Below are 24,214 nucleotides of genomic sequence, written 5' to 3' on the forward strand. Positions count from 1 at the left end.
CCACACTCGTGCGCAGGGCGCAAGTCGGACCGGCCATCCTGCGCGGAAGGCTTGGTTAACAGCGCGCTGCAGTATAGCTGCAACACTGTGGGTGAACAGTGGCAGTCCCGGCACGCTGCGGAATGTTCGTTGGAGGAACGTCAGCGCCCCGTCTTCTGTTTCTTCGCCTCGAAGAAGGACTTGATGGCGGCCTGGGGCTCGCCCGTGGTGTAGGCCTCGGCAATGGCGTCGATGCCGGCATAGACGCCCTCCTCGACCGAGACGCGCTCCCAGCGGTTCATGAGCGCCTTCTGGTTGCGCACGGCTTTGGGCGTCGCGCGACTAATGAGGCCGAGCCAGTGGTCGACCGCGGCATCGAGACCCGACATCGGCACGACCTTCTGCACGAAGCCCATGGCCAGCGCCTCATTGGCGCCGAAGGTCTCGCCGGTGATGAGGATCTCGCGCGTCTTGCCCCAGCCGATGAGGCCCGGCAGCAGCGCCGCCTCGATGACCGAGGGAAGCCCCATGTGAACCTCGGGCATGCCGTAGATCGCGTTGTCGGACGACACACGCATGTCGCAGCTCGCCGCAACCTCGAGGCCGGCGCCGAGACAGAAGCCATTGACCCGACCGATGACCGGCACCGGGCATTCGCGGATGGCGAGGCAGGCCTGGTGCAGGCGGGTGATGAAAAGGCGCACCGAGTCCGCGCAGCACGCGCCGAGCTCGTTCAGATCGGCCCCGCCGATGAACGCCTTGTCGCCGGCGCCCGTCAGAATGATCGCGCGTAAAGCATTGTCCTCGGACAATTTTTTGAATGCCTGCGTGAGGCTGATGATGGTCGGGCTGGCGAGGCAGTTGAGGCGGCGCTGATTGTCGATCGTTACGGTCGCGACGCGCCCGCTGGGACGATCCTCGCTCTTCACATGGACAACGGCTTCGGTCATTCTAGTGTCCCGGTTCCGAAGTTCGCTTGACCTCGATGCTGGTGTCCCGAGCGAACTTCGGAATCAGAAGGGACACTAGTTGCATAGCTTTGCTAATGTGATTCAGATCGAAAAATTCGCGCCATAGCGTGCCGCGGGATCTGGCGAATTTCTCGATCATCACATTAGGCATCCTGCGTGTCTGAAGCCGCACATATGGCAGAAGGCGCAATGCCACTCCAGAACCGCGTTACCCCGGACGGCTCGATCGTCGCGATTGCTGCGCGGGGGACCGTCATGGGCAATCGGGGCGGCGCCATCCATCAGCCAGACCGCACGCTCGGCAAGCGCCGCTGGGCCAGCCGCCAGTGGATCTGCTGCCGGCTCGAATTCAACGGCCGACGCCGCGCGCTCATGCAGCCCGGGCGCTATACCGAGCTCTTCTTCCTGGATGAGGCGACCGCGCTCGCGGCCGGCCACCGCCCCTGCGGCGAATGCCGCCGGCAGGATTTTCTGTGGTTCGCGACGCTGTGGGCCCAGACGAAAGGCCTCGCCGGGCGCGCCATGGCTGAGGACATGGACGCCGTGCTCCAGGAGGAGCGCCTGACACCCGAGCGCGCCAAGCGCACGTACTACGCGAGCCTCGATACGCTGCCCGGCGGCACATTCATCCGCTGGCAGGGGGCGCCGCACCTTGTGCTCGCAAGTTGGCTATTGCCCTGGGACTTCGCTGGCTACGGAACTCCCATCGAGCGGCCCTCGGCGGCGACCGTCGAGGTGCTGACACCGCCCTCGATCGTCGCCGTACTTTCGGCCGGTTTTTGCCCCTCACTCCACCCGACGGCGCACGTCGTCGACTGAGGCCGGCACTGGGACCGCCGGCCAGCATAACCGGGGGATTCCATGACACGTTCGTCGCTCGGGCGCACTCTGCGGCGCGCCTATTGGATTCTCGGTCTCGTGCTGGCTATTTCGCTGGTGGCAAAGCTGGCCAACCAGATCCCCGGCCTCGCCGATACGCCGGCCGAGCGCGTGCTCGCAAGCCTCTACGACTATCTCAAGGACATGGCGCTCGTGCTCGTCACGGTCGTCGCCGCCTACCTCGCCAATGTCTTCCAGAAGCGCGCGCTGTTTCTCAGCGCCCTCAAGGAGGAGTGGCACAACATCGTCAAGGCGAAGTCCGCCCTCTTCACGTATACGCAGCGCGAGGCGCCCACGCAGGCCGAGTATTTCGCGGCCTTCTGCACAATCTCGGAGTCGCTCGACAACATGCGGGCCGTCTACGCGAACGTCGGCGAGACGCACAAGCAGATCGGCCTCTATCCTTACGCGCCGCTCCACGACATGCGCCGGGCCCTGCAGTCCATCGAGCCAGAGGCCGGCCGGCAGGTGACGGCGGAGGATCGCAAGCTCGCGCGCGATGCGATCCTGCAGTCGTTCTACGCGCTGCGCGAGACGTTTCTCGAGGAACTGGACCTCGAAGCCCCGGACAATCCTCTGCTGATCCACAACGGGCGGCGCATGAAGAAACCCGGCGCCCCCGGCTGGGCGCGGCGGCGCCAGTCTCGCCAGCACCGCTATCAGGATCGCAACACGCCCGCCGACCCGCGCATCACCACGTTCCTGACCCAGCTCTATGACAGGGAGCAGACGACGGCCAAGCCCTGGCGCGAGGTCGCGGCAAAGCCGACCGGAGCCGTGGAGACAAAGGCCTCGCCTCCCGCCGAAGCGGCGGCACAGACCTGACGGCTGCGATCAGCGCGCTGGCGACGAATAGATCGGCGTGACGCGCTGCACGGGCTTCTGGCGGCTCTCCAGACGTGCACCATCCAGAGCCGCGAACGCGGCATTGATCCGCCGGACCATGCCCTCGAGATAGCCTCGCACCTCCGCCGGCAGCTCGGCGTTGGCATAGCGGTCGGGGTGGTAGGCCTTGGCCTTGCGGAGATAGGCCGCGCGCACATCCTCGAAGGGCGCACCGAGCGGCAATTCGAGGAGACCGTAGGGATCGAAGCCGTCATTGTCGCGCATCCGCGCGAGGCCTAGCCCCCGGGCCGGGCTGATCGGGCGCACGCCGCCGATCGCGTGCTTCGCCAGGAACTGGCGCGGACCGTCGAACTCCTCGAACTCGACGAACGGCGCCGGCCCGTTGAGCACATCCCCGAGCGAGCGGCCCTGCGGAACCGAGACGCGGCCCTTCACCTCCGTGCCGTCCATCAGGCTAAGCGCCACCGATATGCCCGACGTGGCATCGCCAGCTCCGCCATCTACCCTCGTGCGCTCGAACATGGCCGAATTTCCACCCTTTGTGTCGTTTGAGGGCTCCGCAGGAAGTCCCGGGGCCGCAGTCGCAAGAACCGTGCAAGAATTCGTCAACCGTTCCTGGCGCAGCGGTTTTGCGAGCACATGACGAGAAAGATGGTTTAGACGCAACCTCTGCGTGCGATGGTCATTAACAGTTGCTGTAGCCTCCCTGCACAAAACGCCGGATCGAAGTGGACAACTGGTGGATTAGTCTTTGGGGATAAGCCATTGGGCGCATTGTGGCCTTCCGGCCTGGCTACGTGACAGCAATCACACACCGCCGACCCATCGATTCCTAAGGGGTCTGAAACAATTAACAATTGCTTACGAATCGCCTACCGCTGATAGGTGAGAGGAGTCCCATGTTGTTGTTGCGTTGCCTGTCGGCCGGTCCTGTCGACCTGTGCAAAAGCTTGTCGTCTAGCGGCGATGGCGAGTGTGCATAAGTCGAGCCGGTCCACATCCGTTCAGATCGAATGCCACGCCGCTGCGCGTCCGGCCGGACCTGGCCTCAACGGGATCCGGAGCTCACCGATCCGCAGCACCTGAAGCCCTCTTTGTGCAGGGAAGCTTCAATCGGCATTGGGCGGACGGCATTAGCCTCTCGGTGTGCAACGTCGCTCGGCCGGCACCCTGTGCCCGCGTAGGCTGGCCCCAAACGATTGGGGGCATTTGAAACGATGAGACACGCTCTAGGTATCCTAGGCGTATTAGCAGCAAGCGTATTGCTTGCTGTGTCCGCCGCCATGAACTGGCGCTTCGGATACAGTCTTGGGACGACTGAATTCGACGGGTTGATCTACGGGGCGGCCAGTGCCGCCGCAGACTGCCTGAAGGCGCTCATACCCTTCTTCTTATTTGCAGCCATACGAAACCGCATGTGGTCGCAAGCGGCTGCAGCGGCTGTGGTGGGGGTGGTTGTAACCGCCTACTCACTCACCTCGGCACTCGGTCACGCTGCCCTGAACCGGCTCGACACGACTGGGCAACGCGCCCAGCAGACGGCCGTCTATCAGGACATGCGTTCTGACGTGAAGCGGATGGAAGAGCAGGTCGGCTGGATTCCGAAGCATCGCCCTGCTGCCACCGTGGCCAGTGAGATGAATGGTTTGAAAAACCAGATCTACTGGAGCCGCACGCAGGGCTGCACCGTGGTCAACGGCAAGTTCAATCGTGACTTCTGCCAGCAGTACCACACGCTCTCGGCAGAGCACGCGAATGCCGTCCAGGCCGCTGATCTCAGCAAGAAGATCATGGAGGTCAAGGCTCAGCTGGCAAAATCCGGCGACAGTCATACCGCGCTCACCGAAGCTGATCCGCAGGCAGCCATGCTTGCCAAGATCGGCGGGCTCGTGTTCCCGGATTTGAAGGTCGACGATGTCCAGATGGCGCTGACGATCTTCATCGCGTTGCTGCTGGAAGTCGGTTCAGGCTTTGGCATGTACATCGCCTTCAGCCAGTGGCGACTGCATGATGCCCTGCACAACCCCAAGGTGGCTTCCGCCGCCGCGGTTGGGCAGGCCGCAGTCGCCATGCCGCTCGATGTCGTGGTGCAGGTCCCGGTTGCGACACCCGTCGCCGCTCAGACCATTGCCATCCCGGCCATCGCCGCCGCAGCACCCGCTGCAGTTCCAGCAACACCGGCAGTCCAGGCCATTCCGGCCGCGCCGCCGGCTCCAGCCGTCATTACGCCACCGGCCGCAACGGCCAACGACAACACCGACCGGATCGTCCACCAGCCCCAACGGCTGGTCGCGCCCGAGGGTGATGCCGAACGCTTCCACAGAGAGAGGGTCGAGACCGAAGACGGCTCCACGATCACTGCTACCGACCTTTACGAGCACTACTGCGTCTGGTGTGAAGAGCAGGACAAGGAACCGCTGGCGCTTCCGACGTTCAGCAAAAATTTCAGCGAACTGAAGGACATCCGGCGCGAACAAACCGGACGCAAACGCTTTATCGGTATTTCGATCCGAGAAGCCACGGAGATCGCGGAGGATAAGAAGCCGCCGATCGCAATCACGCGCGCTGCCTAGGGCAGCTTCTTGAACCAAGGAAAAAGGGTCGCTTCGGCGGCCCTTTTTTTATTGGCCGCGGGCTGCTGGGAAGAGGTGCTGTCGCTTTCAGGCGACCCGCCATGCCCGCGGCGGCCAGCACGCGAGCGCGTGCTTGGAGCTGCAGGCTCGGGCTGCTGGGAAGAGGTGCTGTCGCCTTCCACCGTTGTGCCATGCCCGCGGCGGCAAGAGCGCGAGCGGAGTGCTTGAGACCGCGGGCTGCTGGGAAGAGGTGCTGTCGCTTTCCACCGTTGTGCCATGCCCGCGGCGGCAAGGGTGATGGCGCAGCGTATGACGCGCCCCACTTCCCCCTCTCCCCATTGTCTCCAATGGGGAGAGGGTCGGGGTGAGGGGCGGCCGCTCGCGCTGACGTCTGCGTTTGCCGCTGCCCCTCACCCCAACCCTCTCCCCGTAAGCACGGGGAGAGGGGATGCTAGGACGAAATGGCGGCGCCCTGAGTGCAAGAGAGAGGCGAGGAGCCGCCGCGCTAAGACTTCACCCAATACGCGCCGAACTCGTCGATGCGGATGATCGGGTCGGTGATGCCGTGCGCAGCGCGATACTCGTCGATCGCCGTGCGGTGGGCCTCGAATAGATGATAGTCGTCGGCAATCAGCGTGCCGCCGCGCGAGAGCTTCGGGTAAAGATTGACGATCCCATCACGCGTGCTCTCGTACATGTCGCCATCGAGGCGCAGCACCGCGAGCTCGCGCACCGGCGCCGTCGGCAGGGTGTCCTTGAACAGCCCCTCGAGAAAAACGACCTGCTCATCCAGCAAATCGTAGCGCGCGAAATTCGCCTTCACATCGGCGAGCGATACGGCGAAATCCGCCCATGTGTGGAACTCCGCCCCCGCATCCGGCGCCACGCCCTCCGACGGCGGCGGCAGACCCGCGAAGCTGTCGGCGGCAATGACGCGGCGATACGTGATGCCATAGGCCTTGAGCACCGCGCGCATCATCATGACGGCACCGCCGCGCCATACGCCGGTCTCCATGAAGTCACCGGGAATACCGGCACGCAGAACCCGCTCGCATTCGCTGCGCACGTTCTCCATGCGCTTGAGGCCAATCATGGAAGGCGCCGCCGAAGGCCAGTCCCATCCCTGCTCGCGGTACTCCTCGTAATACGCGTCGACCTTCGAGGACGGCAGCGGCGGATCCCGGTTGAGCCGCCCGATCAGGCTGTCGCGCGTCATATCGAGATAGGCTTTCCGCAGGCGCGCGATCTCGGCGGCCTCGGCCTTCGCGTGTTCGGTGGTCACTGGCTCGGGCATAAGGGGTTCCTGAACGCCAAGCTCGGCGCCCTTTACCCAATCCTAATCCTGAATGGGGACAATCGCCGCAATATTCCGAGATAGGTACGAGCAGCATGACAAATATTGCTCATGTCTTGCTCGTGGTTCTGGTGAGGCGGGCCTTTTGCGCAGACGCGGAGGCCCTGCACGCGAGCGCCGCATAGGCGCTCGCGACGCAGCCACATCGCCTCCAAGGCATCCGTACTGCCGTGCACCGCAGGGCTGACGCGCTCATCAGCTTGCGCCGCTCCTTCCTGCGTGCCAGCCTGAGTACCTGTCTCCCTTCGCCGTGGTACCCCATGACAAAAATCACCGAGATCGCCTCCGGCCTGCGCTTTCCCGAAGGCCCCATTGCCATGCCGGACGGCACTGTCCTGCTCGTCGAGATCGAGCGCGGCACGCTCACCCGCGTGCATCCTGACGGGCGCACAGAGGTCATCGCCGAGACAGGCGGTGGCCCCAATGGCGCAGCCATCGGCCCGGATGGTGCCTGCTACATCTGCAACAATGGCGGCTTTGCATGGATGCGCGGCGAGGGCACGCTGCGCCCGCACATGCAGGCCGAGGACTACAAGGGTGGGCGCATCGAACGGGTCGATCTCGCGACGGGGCGCGTCGATGTCCTCTACACGCACGGGCCCAATCACAAGCTCAATGGCCCGAACGATCTCGTGTTCGATCCGCACGGCGGCTTCTACTTCACCGATCTCGGCAAGGTGCGTGAACGCGAGCAGGACCGCGGCTGCGTCTACTACGCGAAGGCTGACGGCAGCCTCATCAAAGAAGTGGCCTTCCCGCTGATGACGCCGAACGGATGCGGGCTCTCGCCGGATGGGCGCACGCTCTACGTTGCTGAGACATGGACGGGACGCGTCTGGGCCTACGACATCACCGCTCCCGGCGAAGTGGCGAAGGCGCCCTGGCCGGCGCCGAACGGAGGCCGCCTGCTGGCCGGCGTCGGTGGCTTCAATCTTTTCGACTCCTTGGCCGTGGATGCGGCCGGCAATGTCTGCGTCGCAACCCTCTTCAATCCGGGCATCACGGTGATCTCGCCGGACGGCGCGCGTGTCCGCCACATCCCCATTGCTGGCGATGCCTACGTGACGAACATCTGCTTCGGCGGCAAGGACCTCGCGACAGCCTACGTCACGCTCTCGATGACCGGACGGCTCGTCAGCCTTCCCTGGGCAGGGGCGGGCGCGAAGCTGAACTACCTCAACACATAGCGGACCCACTGCGGCAGGCAGACGCAAATGCGGCCCGGCGGATGCGCTCCGCCGGGCCGCTCAGCTCTGATCACGCTTGTGCGTCAGTTGATCTTCAGGCTGACGCCGATCTTGATGGTGTCGATGGTCACATCGACCTTGGACGGCAACGCCCCGAGCGAAGTCCCACCGAAGCTCACATCGAGATCGTGCGTCTTGCTACCAAGATCGACGTGATTGTATTCGACGCGCGCGGAGATGTTCGGAGCAAGTGCATACTCCAATCCGGCGCCGACAACCCAGCCGACATGCGTCGCATCGCCGTTCAGTCGAAAGACGCCGACGATGTTGTCCTTGACGTTGGTCTCGACATTGCTCCAGGCGACGCCCGCCAAGCCGTAGATCATAGAGCGGTCAAAAACAAAGCCGACGCGCCCAACCAGCGTGGCGAGCCAATCAGCCTTGCGCGCGCAATTGAGGATCACGACGCACGTCTCGCTCCCCTTGACATCGAGCCCGGCCCACGTGCCTTCGATACCGAGAACCGTATGGCCCATCTGATAGTTGTAGCCGGCGTGCGCGCCCCACAGCGCGCCATTCATATCGTAGTCCGTGCTGATCGAGGGGCCGCCAAGACCAACCTCGCCCGATGTCTGTCCGGTCGCCAGCCCCGCGTGACCGCCGATGTAAAAGCCGGTCCAATTCAGAATTTGCGGGCGGTACTCATCCTTGAACGAGCCTCCGGCTATCGCGCCAGATGAAAGAAGCAAGCTCCCGCAGAAAATCGACGCCAGCGCAGGCGCTGCAATCCAAGATTTTTGCATAGTAATCCCCCCAATTGGCATTCCACTCATCCGCACATGCGATGGGCTGCCTAGCACGCGCGGGCGATTCGAACCCGTTGCCTCTCTGCGATTGTGACAGAAAATTGAGGACGCGACTTGAGCGAGGCGACTCGTCAGCTTTCCCTGGGACAGCGCGGGCGCGAAGCTGAATTATTTGAGTACCTAGATCTCGGCCCACCCCGTGAGATAGGCCCAGACCTGCACGTTCGAGGCTGGCTGGGAGGCATCATCCCTGGAAGAATAATCGTGACAGAGGTGGCGCGCTGCAACTTGTGGCACGCCAAACCATAAACGGTCACGGAGATCACTCATGAGCAACGGTACGGAGTACACGCCCCCCAAAGTCTGGAGCTGGGACAAGGAAAGCGGCGGACGCTTTGCGAATATCAATCGGCCCATTGCTGGGCCGACGCACGAGAAGGAGCTGCCCGTCGGCAAGCATCCCTTTCAGCTCTACTCGCTCGCGACGCCCAACGGCGTGAAGGTCACGATCATGTTCGAGGAACTCCTCGCGCTCGGCCACGCGGGAGCCGAGTACGATGCATGGCTCATTCGCATCGGTGATGGCGACCAGTTCGGATCGGGCTTCGTCGCGGTCAATCCGAATTCGAAAATTCCGGCATTGCTCGACCGCACGAACCCCGCCAAGCCCCGGCGCATCTTCGAGTCCGGCTCGATCCTTCTTTATCTCGCCGAAAAGTTCGGCGCCTTCCTGCCCAAGGATCTCGACAAGCGCACCGAGGCCCTGAACTGGCTCTTCTGGCAAATGGGTGCCGCACCTTATCTCGGCGGCGGCTTCGGACACTTCTACGCGTATGCGCCCGCCAAGTGGGAGTATCCAATCAATCGCTTTGCCATGGAGGTGAAGCGCCAGCTCGATGTTCTCGATCGCCATCTTGCCGACAACGCCTACATGGCGGGCGACGAGTACACCATTGCCGACATGGCCATCTGGCCCTGGTACGGCGCGCTCTCCAAAGGCCTGCTCTACGGCGCCGGGGAGTTCCTCGATGGCGCGAGCTACAAGCACGTCAACCGGTGGACCGACGCGATCGCGCAGCGCCCCGCCGTCAAGCGCGGGCGCATGGTCAATCGTGTGCAAGGCGATCCGGCGAGCCAGCTCCGCGAACGTCACGACGCCAGCGACTTCCAGACGAAGACGCAGGACAAGATCGGCGCCTGACGCCAGATTGGTGGGCGTGCTCTAGGGCGCGCCCGTCAAAGCGAACGCGTCAGCCGCCGCGCTTGCGTGGCGGCACAACATCCTTGAAGGCGTCGAACCCCTTCCACGCGGGCTCTTTGGGCTCGACGCCTTCGCAAGGAACATAGGGCGATGCTTCGCCTGTCCGCAGATTGGGGATGTAGCGCGGACAATTCGGAAAGATGTGCTCCGGCACGACGCGGACGATGATCTGCGCGCCGGGCATCGCGTCGATCAGCGGATCGGCCGCGTGAACGCTCGCGCGGCCGTTGACGCGGAGCCGCTTCGGCTTCTCGCCCATGTCGATGAAGAGCAGTCCGACATTCGGATTGCGCAGGATGTTGCCGAGACTCTTGAACATCCCATTGCCGTCGTAGTCGGGGAAGATCAGCAGATCGGGCGCCTGTATGCTCACGAAGCCCGGCGGCCCACCCTTGAACGAGCAATCAGGGTGCCCCTCTGCGTCCGCGGTGGCGAGAAAGAAGAAGCCCACGCTTTCGATGAAGGCCTTGTCCTCGTCCTTGAACTTGTCGCGCCACAATCGCTCGACAAGCCGATCCGCGAGCAATCTTGAAGAGAACTGGTCCTGAAGCTCTCGATTGCCGTCATGGTACATGGGCATGGCCTGCACCTCCGACAGGGACGATCGCCGATCTTATGCTGCGTTCGGGCGCGGCTCCAGGCTCAGAGCGCGTGCGCGACAGCCGATGCGGCCTTCAGATCACACTCAAGACCTATCCACCGCCAAAACAACGTACAGAAACTATTGTTCTAGCGCCGCTGAGATTTGGGCTCGACATTCCACTGATATTTTAGGTGGGAGGTTTAGAGATGCCAAATCCAAGCATGATCGACCTCGACGTCGTGCGTAAGGCCCCGCTCTCTCGCGAGCCCTACGACTTCTTTTGCGCCCAACACTTTCTCCGCGAGGATGCAGTAGGCGGCGTGCGGCAGGACTTTCCCGACATCAAGAAGCCCGGCTATCTGGCGGTGGACGAAGTGCTGCTCAAGGGGCGTTTCAAGACCTTGATCGACGAGGTCGAGGGCCCCGAGCTGACCGAGGCGCTCTCGCAGAAATTCGACAGAGATCTGCACCCCTATCCGCGCCTCACTACGATCATGGGCCAGTCCCAGGCCAAATACGGCGCCATCCATACGGACGGCGCGTCCAAGGTCATGACCATGCTCGTCTATCTGAACGACGACTGGGAGGTCGATGAAGGCGGCCGGCTGCGCGTGCTTTTTGACGGCAAGAACTACGAGCCTTATGCGCTCGAGGTGCCGCCCACCATGGGGCAGGTCTTTGCCTTCCTGCGCGCCGACAATTCCTGGCACGGACACAAGCCGTTCACAGGCCAGCGCAAGGTCGTGCAGGTTGCCTGGATCAAGGATCAGGCCGAACTCGAGCGGAAGAAGAAGCGCAACAACGCCGCGCAGTTCTTCAAATCGATCTTCGGGCGATAGGAGCGGAGCAGCCGACGGCGCACCGCTCCCCACGGCATCGACCTGTCGTCAAGCCCCACGCGGCGAGAGGCGCCGCGCGTCCGGCGCCGCCTCGTGCTTCATCGCGCGAAGTATCGTCGCGTTCATGAGATACGCGCTCATGATCGCCACCAGCTCCACGAGCCCCTTTTCGCCATAGCGCTTGCGCACCGCTTCGAACGTCGCGTCGCTGACTGCCGGTGCCTCGAGCAATTCGCGCCCGAAGCCCACGATAAGCGCCTCGTCGCTCGTCAGCGCGTCGAGCGGACCATAGGTGTCGACGACCTCGATCGCTTCCGGGCGCGTGCCGGCGGCCAGCCCGAGTTTGACGTGGGCATTCCAGATGTAGTCGGCGTTGGCCGCACGGGCCGCCGTACAAATCGCGAGCTCGGACTCTGCGAGCGTCAGCGACGTATGATTCCGCAGATGGTCGAGCAGGTCCGAAAGGCGCACCCCCGCCTGGCCTGCATAAGACAGATAGGTGCTCGGCGGCGGCATACTCTTCCGTGTCGCGAGAATGTGGCGAACGGCGGCGCGGGTCTCGTCACTGTACGCATCACTGTCCGCAGGGAACGGCAATCGCGGCATCGTCTGGCTCCTTTGAGTGGCGGCATTCGGGTGCGCCGGTTATGTTTCCTCAACCAACCCCTGCGCGAGCGACAGCGTCGGCACAAAGAGGATATCACGGACATGAACGTATCTGGGAAGAAGGCGCTGGTTATCGGCGGCACATCGGGCATCGGCCTTGCTGCGTCGAAGCAGCTCGCGGCACTGGGCGCGACGGTCATCGCCGTCAGCCGCAATCCGAGCCGCGCAGGTGACGTGCCCAAGGGCATCACGCTCGAGCAGTGCGATGTCCTGGATCGCGACGCCTTGAGCAAGCTGTTCGAGACCTACGCACCGATCGACATCCTGGTCAGCGCCGCGACCGGCGGCACGCGCGCCAGAGGCACCTTCCTCGAAATGGACATGGAGGGCTACAAGGCCTCGTTCGCCAAGCTTTGGGGCTACGCAAATGTCCTTCAACTCGGCACGCCGCGCATGAGCAAAGACGGCACGATCGTGCTCGTCAGCGGATCGCCCGCGCGCAAGTCGAAGCCCGGGCAGGTCGCGATCGCGTCGGTCGGCGGCGCGGTCGAAGCCTTGGTCAGGGCCGTTGCGCCGGAAATCGCGCCGCGCCGCCTGAATGTCGTCTCACCGGGCACTATCGACACCCCCATGTCATCGTTGCAGGGAGCGGAGCGCGAGGAGGCCTATCGCAAGCAGACAGCCAAAAATCTGATCCCGCGCGCCGGCACGGCCGATGAAGTGGCGCAGGGCATTCTGTTCGTCATCCAGAACGACTTCGTCACCGGTACGACAGTCGACGTCGACGGCGGCTGGCTGCTGTCCTGAACGGCCCCGAGCGCTCAGCCTCCTGCTGCCGCGTGCTCGTAGATGTCCTCCTCCTGGGCGTTATGGAGGCGGACGAGTGCTTCGATGGCCTCGATGACCCGCTGAGCGTCGCGGGTCAGATAGCGGTCGACGTCACTCTCCCGCAACGCGTCCGTCAGGCGTCCGAGCAGCCGCGCCAGGTGGAGGATTTCGCGGTGAGCCCGGCTCATGGCAGCCAAGCCATGGCCGTCTTGGAGGGCTTCGGCCAGGCGCGGATAGATCCCGCTCTCGTCCTGGCGCTCATGGGCGACGATGTTCTGCGTCACGAGTCGGTTGGCCTCGGTAATGAGAACAGCGACTTCCGCCGGTGCAGCGTCGTCCAGGCGATCTGCGATCTCGCGCAGGCGATCGAGCACCAGACGGAGATCCTGGTGCTCTTGTTGCAGCGTCCGAACAACGGATTGGGGAATCGAAGGCCTGCGCGCTCTCTTCATCGGAGGACTGAGCGCGCGAAGGGCATTCAGGATGACGGCAACGTCGATCGCCTCTTGTGTCAAAGCTCCAGCAACGGGGCTTAGCCATCCGAAGGCCGCCGCGAGCATGGCAACGCCCGACAGCGACATGCCGACAATTATGCTCTGCAATGCAATGGCGCGCGTACGACGCGCAATGAGCACGGCCTCCGCGACGCGATCGAGCCGATCCACGAGAACCACGACGTCGGCTGCTTCCGAAGACGCACTGGCCCCGCCGGCGCCCATCGCGATCCCCACGTCGGCGGCAGCCAAGGCGGGCGCGTCATTGATGCCATCCCCGACCATCGCCGTTGGACTTCGCTTCTTCTCTGTCGTGACAGCTTCCACTTTGTCGGATGGCACGCGCTCCGCGAGCACGGCATCGAGATCGAGGGCTGCACCGATGGTCTCTGCGGCGTCGGCTCGATCTCCCGTCACCATGACGATGCGGGACACGCCTGCCGTGCGGAGGGTCTGCACGGCTCGCGGCGCCTCGCGCCTGAGCTCGTCGGCCAGCAGAATTGCCCCGATCAGCCTTCCATCGACGGCCACGAAAATGCTGAGGGCTGAGCGCCAGGAAGCTCGCCGCAATGTGCGTGCAGCCCATGACGTGAGTGCCGTCGGACCACAGACGAGCTGGTAGGATCCGACCTTGAGATGCTTGCCGTCGACAACACCCTCGAGCCCGGATCCCATGGCCTCGCGAGCGTGATCCGGAACCTGTAGGGCAAGCCCCCGCGATCTCGCGGCGGCAATGAGCGCTGCAGCCACCACATGATGCGACGCCTGCTCGAGAGAGGCGGCAAGCCTCAGGACGTTGTTGGCATCCTCCCCCGGAGCCGGCTCGATAGCGATGAGACGAGCGCCCCCGACAGTCAGCGTGCCCGTCTTGTCGAGCAGGACCGTGCGCGTGCGCGCGAGGGCCTCGAGAGGACCGCCGCCCTTTATGAGAACGCCCGAGCGGGCGGCTCTCGCGACCCCGGCAATGAAGGCCACCGGCGCCGCCAGAATGAGAGGACAGGGCGTGGAGGCAACGAGCACGGCAAGCCCTCGCACAGGGTCTCCCGAGAAGGCCCATGCCAATCCTGCCAGAAGCAAAGTCGCCGGGAGCAGAAGGAGTGCGTAGCGATCGGCGAGGCGGATGAACGGCGCCTTCGCTGTTTGTGCGGCACTCACCATGCGCACGATGCCGGCATATGTGCTTTCGCCAGCGATGGTCGTCGCAAGCATCTCGAATGTGTCGCCCACATTGATGCTTCCGCTGCGCGCAATCTCCCCCTTGGTGCGTGTCACGGGAATGGGCTCTCCCGTCAGGGCCGCCTCGTCGAGCGCGGCATGGGCTGATTGGATGGAGCCATCGACGGGCACGACCTCTCCCGCTCTGACCAGCAGAATGTTCCCGACGCGAACCTCGTCGACGGGAATGTCGGTAACGGAAGCTGGGTCCTTGCGATGGGCAAAGCGGGGCGCGCGATCAATGAGCTGGCTCAGGTTCCGCTCGGCGCGCGCGACCGCCAAGTCTTCGAGAAGATTGCCGCCGGCGTACATCATCGCGATGACGGCGCCGGCCAGGTATTCCCCGAGTGTGAGAGCGCCGGCCATCGATACGAACGCGACGGCATCCACGCCGAGCTTGCGGGCGAGGAGATCCCGCACGATCGATACGGCCAAGCCAATGATGACGGGAATGGTCCCGGCGGCCCAGATGCCGTTTGCCAGCCGCACGTGTCCGAGGAGCCATGCAGAGCTGCCAAGAACCAGGCCCGCAAGGGCAATACCGGCCAGCAGCCTGCGCAAGACGCGATCAGAGATCAATCCCGCCATACTATGCTCCGCAGGTGCGACCGAGGGGATTCGAAGAACTACCATCTACCGTCTATCGGACGGTATTTCGATTGCTGATCCCATGTCGCGCGCGGTCGTGCTTGTCACAGAGAAGCGAGATGAGCTGCCGGATTGTTGGACAACCTGTTCAACCCGGCGCTTGCAGGCGCATCCGGTTATGGCCGATCCTGCAAGCCTCTCGGCGCACCTTCAGGCAATCAGTGCGCCGCCATCGATATAGACGATGGAGCCTGTCGCAAATCCGTTCGTCATGAACGAGAGGATCTGCTGGGCGATATCATCGGCCAAGCCAACGCGCCCTGTGGGCAGTCCGGCCGCCACTTTCGCGAGCATATCGAGGCGCTGCGCCTCGGGCATGGCGGCGCGGATCGGCGTATCCACGATCCCGGGCGAGACGGCGTTGACACGCACCGGCGCAAGCTCGAGCGCGAGACTGCGCGCGAGCGACTCGAGCGCGCCATTGGCCGCGCCGACGATGGCCGCTGCAGGGCGCGGGCGTACGCTCAGGAATCCGGTTGTCAAAGTGAGCGAGCCGCCGGCGCGGATCTCGGCCGCCCGTGCGACGCGCCACGCGCCCCAGAACTTGTTTTCCATCGTCGCGCGCACATCCGCCATCGACACAGTCTTGAACGGACCGGTGCGCAACTGAGCGGCCGTGACGACGACATGATCCACTGGGCCGCACGCCTTGAACAGCGCATTCACGCTGTCGTCGCTCGAGACGTCGGTGGCGATTGCGCTTGCACCGAGCGACTTCGCAGCCGCCTCGAGACGCTCGGGCGTGCGCGCAGCAATGACGACCTCGGCGCCGTCGGCTTTCGCCATCGCGGCGGTGGCGAGACCGATGCCCGATGAGCCCCCGACAACGACGACTTTCTTGCCTGCAAGCTTCATGTCCGCTCCTCCTGGCTGCGCGGCGTCGAAGTCACGTCGGCTCGTAGCGTTTGCCGATGCCGGGTTTGCTGCGGCCGAGGCCGGGAAGCTCCCAGACGCCGGCACCGGATGGGTTGGTGTCTGCCGCAATGTCGACGTCGATGAGATAGGGCTTGTTGGCCGCAATGGCCTTGCGGATGGCGTCGCCGATGTCGGCGGCGCGGTCGACACGCTCGCCCGCGACGCCAGCCGAGCGCGCCATGGCGGCGAAGTCCGGGTTGTAGCGCTGCCCCGTCGTCGGATCGTGGAAGTCCGTCGCCAGCTCGCGCCCGCCGAGATAGCCGCGCTGAAGGCCGCGGATCGAGGCATAGGCGTAGTTGTTCCAGACAACCCAGACGACGGGCAGATTGTACTCGACGGCCGTGCCGAGCACGTTCGCGTGCATGAAGAAGGCGCCGTCGCCGCACACCGAGACGCACGGACGATCCGGCGCGGCGAGCTTGGCGCCCAACACACCGGCCACACCAAAGCCCATGGGGCCGAAGCCCATGGAGCCGATCAGCGAGTCGGGACGTCGCGGCTTGCAGAAGCCGAGCAGCCAGTTGTGATGCACGCCGATGTCGCTCACGAGGATGGCATCCTCGGGCAAGCAGCGGTCGATCTCGTGGGCGGCGCGCTGCGGGTTGATGGGCGAGCGATCATCGGAGAAACCGGGCGCGACGAATGCATCCCACTCCTTGCGATAGCCGTCGATGGCGGCGAGCCACTTCTTGCGCGCATCGAGCTTGGCGTCGACGGTCTTGCGCGTCGCGATCTCGGCGAGCACCTGACGCAGGAACGTGCGCACGTCCGCCATGAGGCCGAGCGCGACCGGATAGTTGCGGCCGATCTCCTCGGGATCGATATCGACGTGAATGAGCTTCGTCGGCGGGATCGTGAACGAGTAGCCGGGAATCCACGAGCTCGACGTGCGGTCGTCGAAGCGCACGCCGAGCGCAAGCAGGACGTCGGCCTGACGGGCCGCGTGGTTGGCCTGGTAGTGGCCGGCGCGCGCGACGAGACCGAGCGCGAGCGGATGGCTCGCATCGATGGCGCCCATGCCGCTCGCCGAGGCGGCAACGGGGATCTGCAGCATCTCGGCGAGGCGCAACAGCTCCGCAGCAGCGCCGCCATAGCGCACACCCTGACCGACCAGGATGACAGGCCGCTCCGCCGACAGCAGCATGTCGACGGCTTTCACCACGCCATCCGGGTCGGCGCCACAGCGGCTCGAGATATTGGCCGTCCACTCGCGCGGGTCGGGCGTTTCCTCCGCCGCGCCCTCCATGAACACGTCGAACGGCACGTCGAGAACGACGGGGCCTGGACGTCCGGTCACCATCGTCTTCCACGCCTGGCGCACGGCGAGCGGCACCATGTCGCCGCGCGTCGGCTGGAAGACCTTCTTGCAGTAGCTGCGCACGGTCGAGGGGAAGTCGGCCTGGTAGTGCCGGTAGAGCTCCTGAAAGGCGCCGCGATTGAACTGGCTCGTCGGCACGTTGCCGGTCACCGCGAGGAAAGGCACGGAGTCGAGATACGCATTGCCGAGCGAGATGGGCAGGTTGGCCGATCCTGGGCCGCAAGAGGTGAACGTGGCGGTCGGCTGGCCCGACACGCGGTAGTAGACGTCGGCCATGAACCCCGCGACGCTCTCGTGGTGCACGGAAATCGTCTTGATGTCGTGCGAGCGCTCATAGAGCGCATCGATGAACTGGATGTTGCCGTGCCCGCAGAGGCCGAAGGCGTAGGGGGCGCCCTCCCGGATCAGATAGTCGACGATGACCTGCGCGCCATTGAGCCTGTTCGGTGTCGACATCGGATGCGTTGCCCCCTGCTGCGCCGCTTTCGGCCATTTGGGCGCGGCCATGGGGCGGCGCCGAACCTCCCCGCGAAGCTATTTCTCACAATTCGGCACGTCAATTGATATTGTGGCATGATGGGCCCTGCGGCGGGCGATGCCGCGGCTGGCTCATCGACGATCAGATCGAGATAGGGAGGCGCGCGAGATGGAAGCTAAATGGTTCATCCGCAATATTGCAGAAGTGCCGTGGCGTGAGTTCCCGGACCACTTCGGCGGGGCACTGTCGAAACCGCTGGTCTGGCCACAGAATTCAGAGGCCAGACACCTCGACTACAGGATCTCGATGTACCAGCCCATGGCCTACGTGAAGGTGCACCGTCACAAGACCCAGGAGCAAATCTATCACGTGCTCAAGGGCGAAGGCCTCATGGAGATCGACGGGCAGAGCCGGGTCGTGCGCGAGCACGATGTCATCTTCCTGCCGCCGGGCATCGATCACGCCATCTCCAACAGCGGCCTCGTCGATCTGGTGTTTCTGGTGATAACCTCGCCGGTCGAAGATGGCGCCGCGTAGGCGCCTCCCACCGAACTTGAAAGACGATACCGGAGTCGAGACCTTGAGCGAGCGATCGAAGAATACGCCGGCACAACAGACCGCGAGCCGGAAGAAGTATGCCCGCCGCAAGAGCGCGCCGGTCGCGTCGCAGGAGCCCGCAGGCGACGATGCTGCGCAGCGGGTCGGCGTGCAGTCGCTCGGGCGTGCCTTCGGCATTATCGAGGTGGTCGCGCGCCATCGCGATGGGATCGGCCTTGCCGATCTCAGCCGACTGGTTGGATTGCACAATTCGACGGCGTTCCATCTCGCGAAAACGCTCGTTTCTCTGGGCTATATCCGCCAGGAGCCGGAAACGAAGCGCTACCGGATCGGCCGCAAGATGTTCACGCTTGCGGCAAGCGCTCTCGACGAGATCGAGATGATCCAACTCGCCACTCCAGTGCTCGAGGAGCTCTCGCGAACGACGGGAGAAAGCGCCCACTTCTGCGTGCGGGCGGGTGACGCGGTGGTGGTCCTGGCCCGGACCAGCGGCTCGGGCGCCTTTCAGATGACGGACCGCGTGGGTGTCGTCCGGCCGGCGCACTGCACGGCGCTCGGAAAGGCGATCCTCGCTTCGCTCACGCCCGAGCAGTTGCGGCTCTTCATTCAGCGCAATCCGCTCACTCCGGTGACCAAGCGGTCGATCACCGAGATCCCGGAGCTGATCCGGGAAATCGAGAATGTGCGCCGCACCGGCGTCGCGTTCGACGACGGCGAGTTCAATCTGGAAGTGCGCTGCGCCGGCGTCGCCGTGCGGGACTTCACCAGCAGCGTCGTGGGCGCGCTCGGCATCTCGGGTCCGATCTGGCGCCTTTCCGATGATGTGATGCAGCGCCATGGCAAGGCTGTGGCTGCCGCGGCGGAGCGCCTGTCGGAGGACTTCGGCCATCGCGCTGCGGATGAGCGCAAGACGCTTGATGTGCCCCGGCGCGAGACCGTGCAGACCATTCGCTAGGCGGTAATGGCCGCGCTCGACATGCCGCCGATTTGGCGTTGACAGCGCGCAAACGTTACGGAACACTCCTGCCACAACAAGAAACCACCTCTCATGATGTTGAATGAGCGAACAGGTGGAGGGGGCTCCGCAGAGAGCAGCCCATTGGGAGGATATTTCAGAGATGACTCGCATAGACCGTCGGCAGGTTCTGAAGACCGGCGCCGCCTTCGCCGGAGGATCGGCGCTCGGGTTTCCCGCCATCGGGCGGGCCCAGGCGAACGTCATCAAGATCGGCCATCTGACGCCGCTCACCGGCTTTCTCGGTGCGCTCGGCGCCTATGCGCAGCTCGGCCTCAAGATGGCCGAGGAGGAGATCAACAAGGCCGGCGGCGTTCTCGGGCGCCCGCTCGAGGTGATGTCGGAGGACTCGGTCAATCCGGCGACGGCCTCGACGAAGGCCCAGCGCATGCTCGAGCAGAACGGCGCGACGGTGCTGCTCGGCGAGATCAATTCAGCGTCGGCGAAGACGATCATGCAGGTGGCGGCGCGCAACAAGCGCCTCTTCATGAGCATCGGCGCACGCTCGGACGTGCTGCGTGGCAAGGACTGCAATCGCTACACCTTCCACGTCGACATTCCCGTGACGGTGATGGTGAACGCGGCCGGGCAGGCGCTGCTCCGCGAAGGCCTCGTCAAGGGCAAGCGCATTTTCAGCATCACGTCGGACTATCTCTTCGGGCACGATCTCGCGAAGGCGGCGAAGAATTTCTACGCGGCAAACGGCGGCACGCAGGTCGGTGACGAGCTGGTCGCTACCGATGCCACCGACTTCAGCCCTTATCTCCTGAAAGTCCGGCAGGCGAAGCCCGATCTCGTCTCCACCAATCTCGGCGGCAATCAGGTGACGAATTTCGTCAAGCAGTATGCCGAGTTTGGCCTCCCCTTTCCGATCGCGGGCTTCAACCTCAATACCGCGGACGCTTGGGCCGCCGGCGAAGGCAACCTCAGCGGCATCTGGCCGACGGTCTGGCACCACGACCTCGACATACCGGCCTCGAAGACCTTCGTCGCGGACTTCGCCAAGAAGTACGGCAAGCCGCCCGAGAACCACGCCTGGATCGAGTACGTCACACTGAAGATCATGGCGCAGGCAATGGCGGAGACGAAGTCGACGGACACGGATACCCTGATCGCCTACTTCGAGAAGGAGCCGCAGTTCGACCTGCTGAAAGCACGCAAGGGCTACTTCCGCTCGTGGGATCATCAGCTCATGCAGGAGGCCTATCCCTTCACCGTGAAACCGAAAGGGCAGGCGAAGGACCAGTGGGATTTCCTCAAGCTCGGCGCGGCCGTTCCCGCAGCAGACCAGCCTCTCGAGGTGCTCGCGCCGACGAAGGAGCAGAGCGAGTGCAAGATGTGATCGCCTCACCGGGGTGCGGACATCTCCGCACCCTCTTGCTTCTCGCCCCGCATCCTGGCCTCGCGCAGCACTGATCCACCCATGCAATTGATGTTCCTGCTGGAGCAGGTGGTGAACGGCTTGGTGCTCGGAGGTTACTACCTCCTGATTGCGCTCGGCCTTTCGCTCATCTTCAGTGTCGGCGGCGTGGTCAATCTCGCGCACGGCGCCTTCTACGCGCTCGGTGCGTACATCTCGCTCGAGATCGGCAAGCGCCTGGGCTTCGTCTCTGCCGTCGCCTTGTCGCCGGTCGTGGTCGGCATGCTGGGTGTGCTGTTCGAGCGCTTCCTGTTGCGCCGCTTCTATACGGCCGATCCCATTCTCAGCCTGCTCGTCACGTTCGGGCTGGCGATGGTGGCCGAGCAGGTGATCCGCATTGTGTGGGGCGCGGCTCCACTGCCGGCATCGATCCCGCAGGAGCTCAAGGGCGCGATCATCATCGGTGACTTCCTGTTTTCGCGCTACAGGCTGACGCTGCTTGCCATCGTGATCGTGGTCCTCGCCGCAATCTGGCTGCTGCTGCACAAGACATCATTCGGGAGCGTCGTCCGTGCCGGCATCCAGCGGCCGGACATGGTAGCGGCGCTCGGCATCCGCCTGCAGCCCTACATGACGACCATCGTCGCGCTTGGCGTCGGCACAGCGGCGCTCGGCGGCGCGCTCTTTGCGCCGATCACCATCGTGCACCCGGCCATGGGCGCCGAAATCATCACGGCGGCATTCGTGGTGGTCGTCATCGGCGGCCTCGGAAGCTTCTGGGGCGTGGTGCTCGCGGCCATCCTCGTCGGCGTCGTGCGCGGCGTGACGATCCACTTCCTGCCGCCGGCCGGCGAAGCCTCGATGTACGTATTGATGATCCTCGTGCTCCTGCTGCGGCCGCGCGGTCTGCTCGGCGAACGCATAGAGAAGTTCGAATGAGCAGGGCGCTCCTGGCACAAAAGAACCGGCCGCTGTGGGTCGGCGCCGTGGCGCTCCTCGCCTTGCCGAGCGTCATGGCGCTGCTCGGCCTGACCGTGAACACCGCGAGCGTCGTGGTGACGCTGGCGATCGCGGCCATGGGTCTCAACGTTCTCGTCGGCTACACCGGCCTGACATCGTTCGGCCATGGCGCCTGGTTCGGTCTCTGCGCCTATTCAGCAGGCCTGCTGCAGAAGAACCTGCTGCCGGACCAGATCATCCTGCCGATCGTACTCGCGGTCTTGCTGACGGCACTGGCCGCAACGATCGTCGGCTTTCTCATCCTGCGCCGGCGCGGCGTCTACTTCGCCCTGCTGACACTCGCGCTCGTGGCTCTTTGCTACAATATTGCCTTCCGCTGGAGCGACGTCACCGGCGGTGAGGATGGCCTCGGCGGGCTCACGCGGGGGCGCCTCGGGCCGATCGATCTCGACAACGCCCTCGCCTACTACGCCTTCATCTCCGTCATAGCGTTTGGCGTGCTGTACGGCTTGCTGCGCGTCGTGCGCTCGCCGTTCGGCCATGTGCTCGTCGCCATTCGCGAGAACCAGCTCCGCGCGACGTTCCAGGGCTACCCTGTCGAGCGCTACAAGCTTGCCGCCTTCGTGCTCTCGGCAGCCGTGACGGGTCTCGCCGGCGCGCTCACGGCCTTCCTGCACTATCTCGTATCGGCGGAGGCGACCTCCGTCCCCTTTTCGGGCGAGCTGCTCGCCATGGTCGTCATCGGCGGGATGCACAATATCCTCGGGCCCGCACTCGGCGCGCTGTTCTACATCCTGTTCCGCGAGATCCTCTCGATCTGGACGGGCAACTGGCTGCTGTGGTTCGGCCTGATCTTCATCGCCTTCGTTCTCTATTCGCCGAGCGGGCTCGTCGGGATCTGGGCGCGCCTGTCGAGCCGCTGGAGGCCGAAGGAGACCGACGCCGCCGCCATGAGCAAGCGGCGCATCTACGAGGGGCTGGAGCTGCCGCGTTTCCTGCGGCCCGAGGCTCACGACGGGCAGGTTCTGGAAGCCAAGGGCATTGCCAAGCAGTTCGGCGGCATCCGTGCGGTTGTATCCGCGGATATCGCGGTCCAGAGCGGCACGATCCATGCGCTGATCGGACCCAATGGCGCGGGCAAGACAACGCTCTTCAATCTCGTCTCTGGCCTGTTCCCTCCAGATGCCGGCAGCGTGCGCCTGCTCGATCGCGAGATCGGAGGCCTCACGCCGGATCGCGTCTGCGCGCTCGGCCTCGCACGCTCGTTTCAGATCACGAGCCTGTTCAAAACGCTTTCGATCTACGAGAACATCCGCTTGTCGCTGCAGGCGCGCCATTCGTCGCGTTTCAATGCCTGGCGCGATATCGATGATTTCCCCGAGATCCACGCCGAGACGCAGGAGCTCATGCAGTTCCTCGGTCTCGAAGGCATCGAGCGCGTTCAAGCGGGGGATCTCTCCTACGGCGGGCAGCGTCTCGTCGATCTCGGCATCGCGCTCGGCTCGAAGCCGCAAGTTCTGCTGCTCGACGAGCCGCTGGCAGGTCTCGCGGCAGCCGAGCGCGAGCGCGTATCCCGTCTCGTTGCGAACATCGGGCGCAACGTGCCGGTATTGATCGTCGAGCATGATATCGATCGCGTGCTGGGCCTCTCGCATTGCGTCACCGTGATGAACCAGGGCGAGGTGCTCATGAGCGGCTCGCCGGAGGCCGTGCGCGCGGATCGGCGTGTGCAGGAAGTCTATACCGGCACGGGCGTTCCACCCGCTGCGAGCCGCACTGTCGATCTTGCCGGCGCTGGCGAGGTGCTGCGCATCGAAGGCATCAACACCTTCTATGGCAAAAGTCACATCCTGAGCGACGTCTCGCTCGACGTGCGCAAGGGCGAAATCGTCGCCCTGCTCGGCCGCAATGGCGCCGGCAAATCGACGCTGCTGAAAACGCTCTCAGGCCTTGTACCGGCGGCATCAGGCTCCATCAAATTCGACGGGCGCGATATCGCGGACCTCCCAGCGCCCGATGTCGCACGCGCCGGCATCGGCTACGTGCCGCAGGGGCGCGGCCTGTTTGCGGGCATGTCGGTCGCCGAGAATTTGGCACTCGGACGACTGGCACGCGCAACGGACGGCGCCACAGGCGTGGTGTGGAGCGAGGAGCGCATTCTCGAATACTTCCCGCGCCTCCAAGAACGGATGCACGTCGCGGCCGACTACCTCTCCGGCGGGGAGCAGCAGATGGTCGCCGTTGCACGCACGCTCTCCGGCAATGTGAAGCTGCTGCTCCTCGACGAGCCCTTCGAGGGATTGGCGCCGAGCGTGGTGCTCGAGTTGTTCGACGTCTTCGATCGGCTGCGCGAGCACGTCTCGATCATCATCGTCGAGCACAATCTCGACCTCGTTCTGGCGCTTGCCGATCGGGTCTTCGCGCTCGAGCGTGGCGCGGTCTTCCACGAGGGACCGGCATCGGAGCTGCTGCACAATCTCGACGAGCGCAAACGCGTCCTGTGGCTCTGAGGCTCACGGAGAATCGCCACGCAAAGGGACT

At 64.3% G+C, this 24,214-nt stretch carries 21 protein-coding genes; 12 read left to right on the forward strand and 9 right to left on the reverse strand.

From position 1 onward, the window contains the following. Nucleotides 1-140: 140 nt before the first annotated feature. Nucleotides 141-929 carry an enoyl-CoA hydratase gene (locus CS1BSM3_RS23550; protein ID WP_072391712.1) on the reverse strand — a complete coding sequence of 263 codons (789 nt, stop codon included), beginning with the start codon at nt 927-929 and terminating at the stop codon, nt 141-143. 210 nt (nt 930-1,139) lie between these two features. Between CS1BSM3_RS23550 and CS1BSM3_RS23555 the strand changes: the two genes are divergently transcribed. Together CS1BSM3_RS23555 and CS1BSM3_RS23560 are read left to right on the forward strand one after the other, a co-directional pair. Continuing rightward, entirely contained in the window at nt 1,140-1,769 is a 630-nt protein-coding gene (locus CS1BSM3_RS23555; RefSeq protein ID WP_072394429.1) for a hypothetical protein, read from the forward strand. A 42-nt stretch (nt 1,770-1,811) separates the two neighbouring features. Then, nucleotides 1,812-2,654 carry a hypothetical protein gene (locus CS1BSM3_RS23560; protein WP_072391715.1) on the forward strand — a complete coding sequence of 281 codons (843 nt, stop codon included), beginning with the start codon at nt 1,812-1,814 and terminating at the stop codon, nt 2,652-2,654. Between the two features lie 9 nt (nt 2,655-2,663). On the opposite strand, the gene CS1BSM3_RS23565 is transcribed toward CS1BSM3_RS23560, so the two are convergent. Next, nucleotides 2,664-3,197, reverse strand: a complete 534-nt coding sequence (locus CS1BSM3_RS23565; protein ID WP_072391718.1) for a J domain-containing protein — start codon at nt 3,195-3,197, stop codon at nt 2,664-2,666. A 761-nt stretch (nt 3,198-3,958) separates the two neighbouring features. Between CS1BSM3_RS23565 and CS1BSM3_RS23570 the strand changes: the two genes are divergently transcribed. Next, nucleotides 3,959-5,248 (forward strand): hypothetical protein, encoded by a 1,290-nt coding sequence (locus CS1BSM3_RS23570; RefSeq protein WP_143149327.1) that lies wholly within the window; start codon nt 3,959-3,961, stop codon nt 5,246-5,248. 505 nt (nt 5,249-5,753) lie between these two features. Here the strand turns inward: CS1BSM3_RS23570 and CS1BSM3_RS23575 are convergent. After that, complete coding sequence (locus CS1BSM3_RS23575; RefSeq protein ID WP_083528840.1) at nt 5,754-6,542, reverse strand: TylF/MycF/NovP-related O-methyltransferase; 789 nt, start codon at nt 6,540-6,542, stop codon at nt 5,754-5,756. Between the two features lie 320 nt (nt 6,543-6,862). Here CS1BSM3_RS23575 and CS1BSM3_RS23580 point away from each other — a divergent pair, with 320 nt between their 5' ends. Next, complete coding sequence (locus CS1BSM3_RS23580; protein WP_072391723.1) at nt 6,863-7,789, forward strand: SMP-30/gluconolactonase/LRE family protein; 927 nt, start codon at nt 6,863-6,865, stop codon at nt 7,787-7,789. An 83-nt stretch (nt 7,790-7,872) separates the two neighbouring features. Here CS1BSM3_RS23580 and CS1BSM3_RS23585 read toward each other — a convergent pair whose 3' ends face one another. Continuing rightward, the gene (locus CS1BSM3_RS23585) at nt 7,873-8,592 is read right to left on the reverse strand and encodes an outer membrane protein (RefSeq protein ID WP_072391726.1); all 720 of its coding nucleotides are present in this window, start codon (nt 8,590-8,592) and stop codon (nt 7,873-7,875) included. Between the two features lie 331 nt (nt 8,593-8,923). Here CS1BSM3_RS23585 and yghU point away from each other — a divergent pair, with 331 nt between their 5' ends. Beyond that, nucleotides 8,924-9,796 (forward strand): glutathione-dependent disulfide-bond oxidoreductase, encoded by an 873-nt coding sequence (yghU, locus tag CS1BSM3_RS23590; protein WP_072391729.1) that lies wholly within the window; start codon nt 8,924-8,926, stop codon nt 9,794-9,796. Nucleotides 9,797-9,845: 49 nt separating this feature from the next. Here yghU and CS1BSM3_RS23595 read toward each other — a convergent pair whose 3' ends face one another. Beyond that, nucleotides 9,846-10,436: a pyridoxamine 5'-phosphate oxidase family protein gene (locus CS1BSM3_RS23595; protein WP_210188825.1), complete on the reverse strand. Its 591-nt coding sequence runs from the start codon at nt 10,434-10,436 to the stop codon at nt 9,846-9,848. Between the two features lie 209 nt (nt 10,437-10,645). Here CS1BSM3_RS23595 and CS1BSM3_RS23600 point away from each other — a divergent pair, with 209 nt between their 5' ends. Continuing rightward, entirely contained in the window at nt 10,646-11,278 is a 633-nt protein-coding gene (locus tag CS1BSM3_RS23600) for a 2OG-Fe(II) oxygenase (protein ID WP_072391732.1), read from the forward strand. A gap of 48 nt (nt 11,279-11,326) precedes the next feature. Here the strand turns inward: CS1BSM3_RS23600 and CS1BSM3_RS23605 are convergent, their stop codons facing one another. Then, nucleotides 11,327-11,884, reverse strand: coding sequence for a carboxymuconolactone decarboxylase family protein (locus CS1BSM3_RS23605; protein ID WP_072391735.1), 558 nt, complete (start codon nt 11,882-11,884; stop codon nt 11,327-11,329). Between the two features lie 102 nt (nt 11,885-11,986). Between CS1BSM3_RS23605 and CS1BSM3_RS23610 the strand changes: the two genes are divergently transcribed. After that, nucleotides 11,987-12,691: an SDR family NAD(P)-dependent oxidoreductase gene (locus tag CS1BSM3_RS23610; protein ID WP_072391738.1), complete on the forward strand. Its 705-nt coding sequence runs from the start codon at nt 11,987-11,989 to the stop codon at nt 12,689-12,691. A gap of 14 nt (nt 12,692-12,705) precedes the next feature. Here the strand turns inward: CS1BSM3_RS23610 and CS1BSM3_RS23615 are convergent, their stop codons facing one another. The 3 genes from CS1BSM3_RS23615 to CS1BSM3_RS23625 form a co-directional block, all read right to left on the reverse strand. After that, complete coding sequence (locus CS1BSM3_RS23615) at nt 12,706-15,009, reverse strand: heavy metal translocating P-type ATPase (protein WP_174263764.1); 2,304 nt, start codon at nt 15,007-15,009, stop codon at nt 12,706-12,708. 210 nt (nt 15,010-15,219) lie between these two features. Further along, nucleotides 15,220-15,924, reverse strand: coding sequence for an SDR family oxidoreductase (locus CS1BSM3_RS23620; protein WP_072391740.1), 705 nt, complete (start codon nt 15,922-15,924; stop codon nt 15,220-15,222). Between the two features lie 31 nt (nt 15,925-15,955). Then, complete coding sequence (locus CS1BSM3_RS23625; RefSeq protein ID WP_244540597.1) at nt 15,956-17,809, reverse strand: thiamine pyrophosphate-binding protein; 1,854 nt, start codon at nt 17,807-17,809, stop codon at nt 15,956-15,958. A gap of 139 nt (nt 17,810-17,948) precedes the next feature. Between CS1BSM3_RS23625 and CS1BSM3_RS23630 the strand changes: the two genes are divergently transcribed. The 5 genes from CS1BSM3_RS23630 (at nt 17,949) to CS1BSM3_RS23650 (ending at nt 24,183) form a co-directional block, all read left to right on the forward strand. Continuing rightward, entirely contained in the window at nt 17,949-18,317 is a 369-nt protein-coding gene (locus CS1BSM3_RS23630; protein WP_083528842.1) for a cupin domain-containing protein, read from the forward strand. Between the two features lie 43 nt (nt 18,318-18,360). Continuing rightward, nucleotides 18,361-19,293, forward strand: a complete 933-nt coding sequence (locus tag CS1BSM3_RS23635) for an IclR family transcriptional regulator (protein ID WP_244540598.1) — start codon at nt 18,361-18,363, stop codon at nt 19,291-19,293. Nucleotides 19,294-19,456: 163 nt separating this feature from the next. Then, on the forward strand, nt 19,457-20,695 hold the full coding sequence (locus CS1BSM3_RS23640) for an ABC transporter substrate-binding protein (protein WP_072391749.1): 1,239 nt from the start codon (nt 19,457-19,459) through the stop codon (nt 20,693-20,695). Between the two features lie 81 nt (nt 20,696-20,776). Then, a complete protein-coding gene (locus CS1BSM3_RS23645) occupies nt 20,777-21,652 on the forward strand; it encodes a branched-chain amino acid ABC transporter permease (RefSeq protein WP_072391752.1) in 876 nt (291 codons plus the stop codon). Continuing rightward, a complete protein-coding gene (locus CS1BSM3_RS23650; protein ID WP_174263765.1) occupies nt 21,649-24,183 on the forward strand; it encodes a branched-chain amino acid ABC transporter ATP-binding protein/permease in 2,535 nt (844 codons plus the stop codon). Before CS1BSM3_RS23645 ends, CS1BSM3_RS23650 begins: the two co-directional genes overlap by 4 nt. Nucleotides 24,184-24,214 lie beyond the last annotated feature (31 nt).

Source organism: Hyphomicrobium sp. CS1BSMeth3, from assembly GCF_900117415.1.
Lineage (GTDB): Bacteria > Pseudomonadota > Alphaproteobacteria > Rhizobiales > Hyphomicrobiaceae.

Excerpts from the sequence above, each read along its gene's own strand:
- CS1BSM3_RS23550 (WP_072391712.1), bottom strand. The coding sequence starts at position 929 with ATGACCGAAGCCGTTGTCCATGTGAAGAGCGAGGATCGTCCCAGCGGG.
- CS1BSM3_RS23555 (WP_072394429.1), top strand. The coding sequence starts at position 1,140 with ATGCCACTCCAGAACCGCGTTACCCCGGACGGCTCGATCGTCGCGATT.
- CS1BSM3_RS23560 (WP_072391715.1), top strand. The coding sequence starts at position 1,812 with ATGACACGTTCGTCGCTCGGGCGCACTCTGCGGCGCGCCTATTGGATT.
- CS1BSM3_RS23565 (WP_072391718.1), bottom strand. The coding sequence starts at position 3,197 with ATGTTCGAGCGCACGAGGGTAGATGGCGGAGCTGGCGATGCCACGTCG.
- CS1BSM3_RS23570 (WP_143149327.1), top strand. The coding sequence starts at position 3,959 with ATGAACTGGCGCTTCGGATACAGTCTTGGGACGACTGAATTCGACGGG.
- CS1BSM3_RS23575 (WP_083528840.1), bottom strand. The coding sequence starts at position 6,542 with ATGCCCGAGCCAGTGACCACCGAACACGCGAAGGCCGAGGCCGCCGAG.
- CS1BSM3_RS23580 (WP_072391723.1), top strand. The coding sequence starts at position 6,863 with ATGACAAAAATCACCGAGATCGCCTCCGGCCTGCGCTTTCCCGAAGGC.
- CS1BSM3_RS23585 (WP_072391726.1), bottom strand. The coding sequence starts at position 8,592 with ATGCAAAAATCTTGGATTGCAGCGCCTGCGCTGGCGTCGATTTTCTGC.
- yghU (WP_072391729.1), top strand. The coding sequence starts at position 8,924 with ATGAGCAACGGTACGGAGTACACGCCCCCCAAAGTCTGGAGCTGGGAC.
- CS1BSM3_RS23595 (WP_210188825.1), bottom strand. The coding sequence starts at position 10,436 with ATGCCCATGTACCATGACGGCAATCGAGAGCTTCAGGACCAGTTCTCT.
- CS1BSM3_RS23600 (WP_072391732.1), top strand. The coding sequence starts at position 10,646 with ATGCCAAATCCAAGCATGATCGACCTCGACGTCGTGCGTAAGGCCCCG.
- CS1BSM3_RS23605 (WP_072391735.1), bottom strand. The coding sequence starts at position 11,884 with ATGCCGCGATTGCCGTTCCCTGCGGACAGTGATGCGTACAGTGACGAG.
- CS1BSM3_RS23610 (WP_072391738.1), top strand. The coding sequence starts at position 11,987 with ATGAACGTATCTGGGAAGAAGGCGCTGGTTATCGGCGGCACATCGGGC.
- CS1BSM3_RS23615 (WP_174263764.1), bottom strand. The coding sequence starts at position 15,009 with ATGGCGGGATTGATCTCTGATCGCGTCTTGCGCAGGCTGCTGGCCGGT.
- CS1BSM3_RS23620 (WP_072391740.1), bottom strand. The coding sequence starts at position 15,924 with ATGAAGCTTGCAGGCAAGAAAGTCGTCGTTGTCGGGGGCTCATCGGGC.
- CS1BSM3_RS23625 (WP_244540597.1), bottom strand. The coding sequence starts at position 17,809 with ATGGCCGCGCCCAAATGGCCGAAAGCGGCGCAGCAGGGGGCAACGCAT.
- CS1BSM3_RS23630 (WP_083528842.1), top strand. The coding sequence starts at position 17,949 with ATGGAAGCTAAATGGTTCATCCGCAATATTGCAGAAGTGCCGTGGCGT.
- CS1BSM3_RS23640 (WP_072391749.1), top strand. The coding sequence starts at position 19,457 with ATGACTCGCATAGACCGTCGGCAGGTTCTGAAGACCGGCGCCGCCTTC.
- CS1BSM3_RS23645 (WP_072391752.1), top strand. The coding sequence starts at position 20,777 with ATGCAATTGATGTTCCTGCTGGAGCAGGTGGTGAACGGCTTGGTGCTC.
- CS1BSM3_RS23650 (WP_174263765.1), top strand. The coding sequence starts at position 21,649 with ATGAGCAGGGCGCTCCTGGCACAAAAGAACCGGCCGCTGTGGGTCGGC.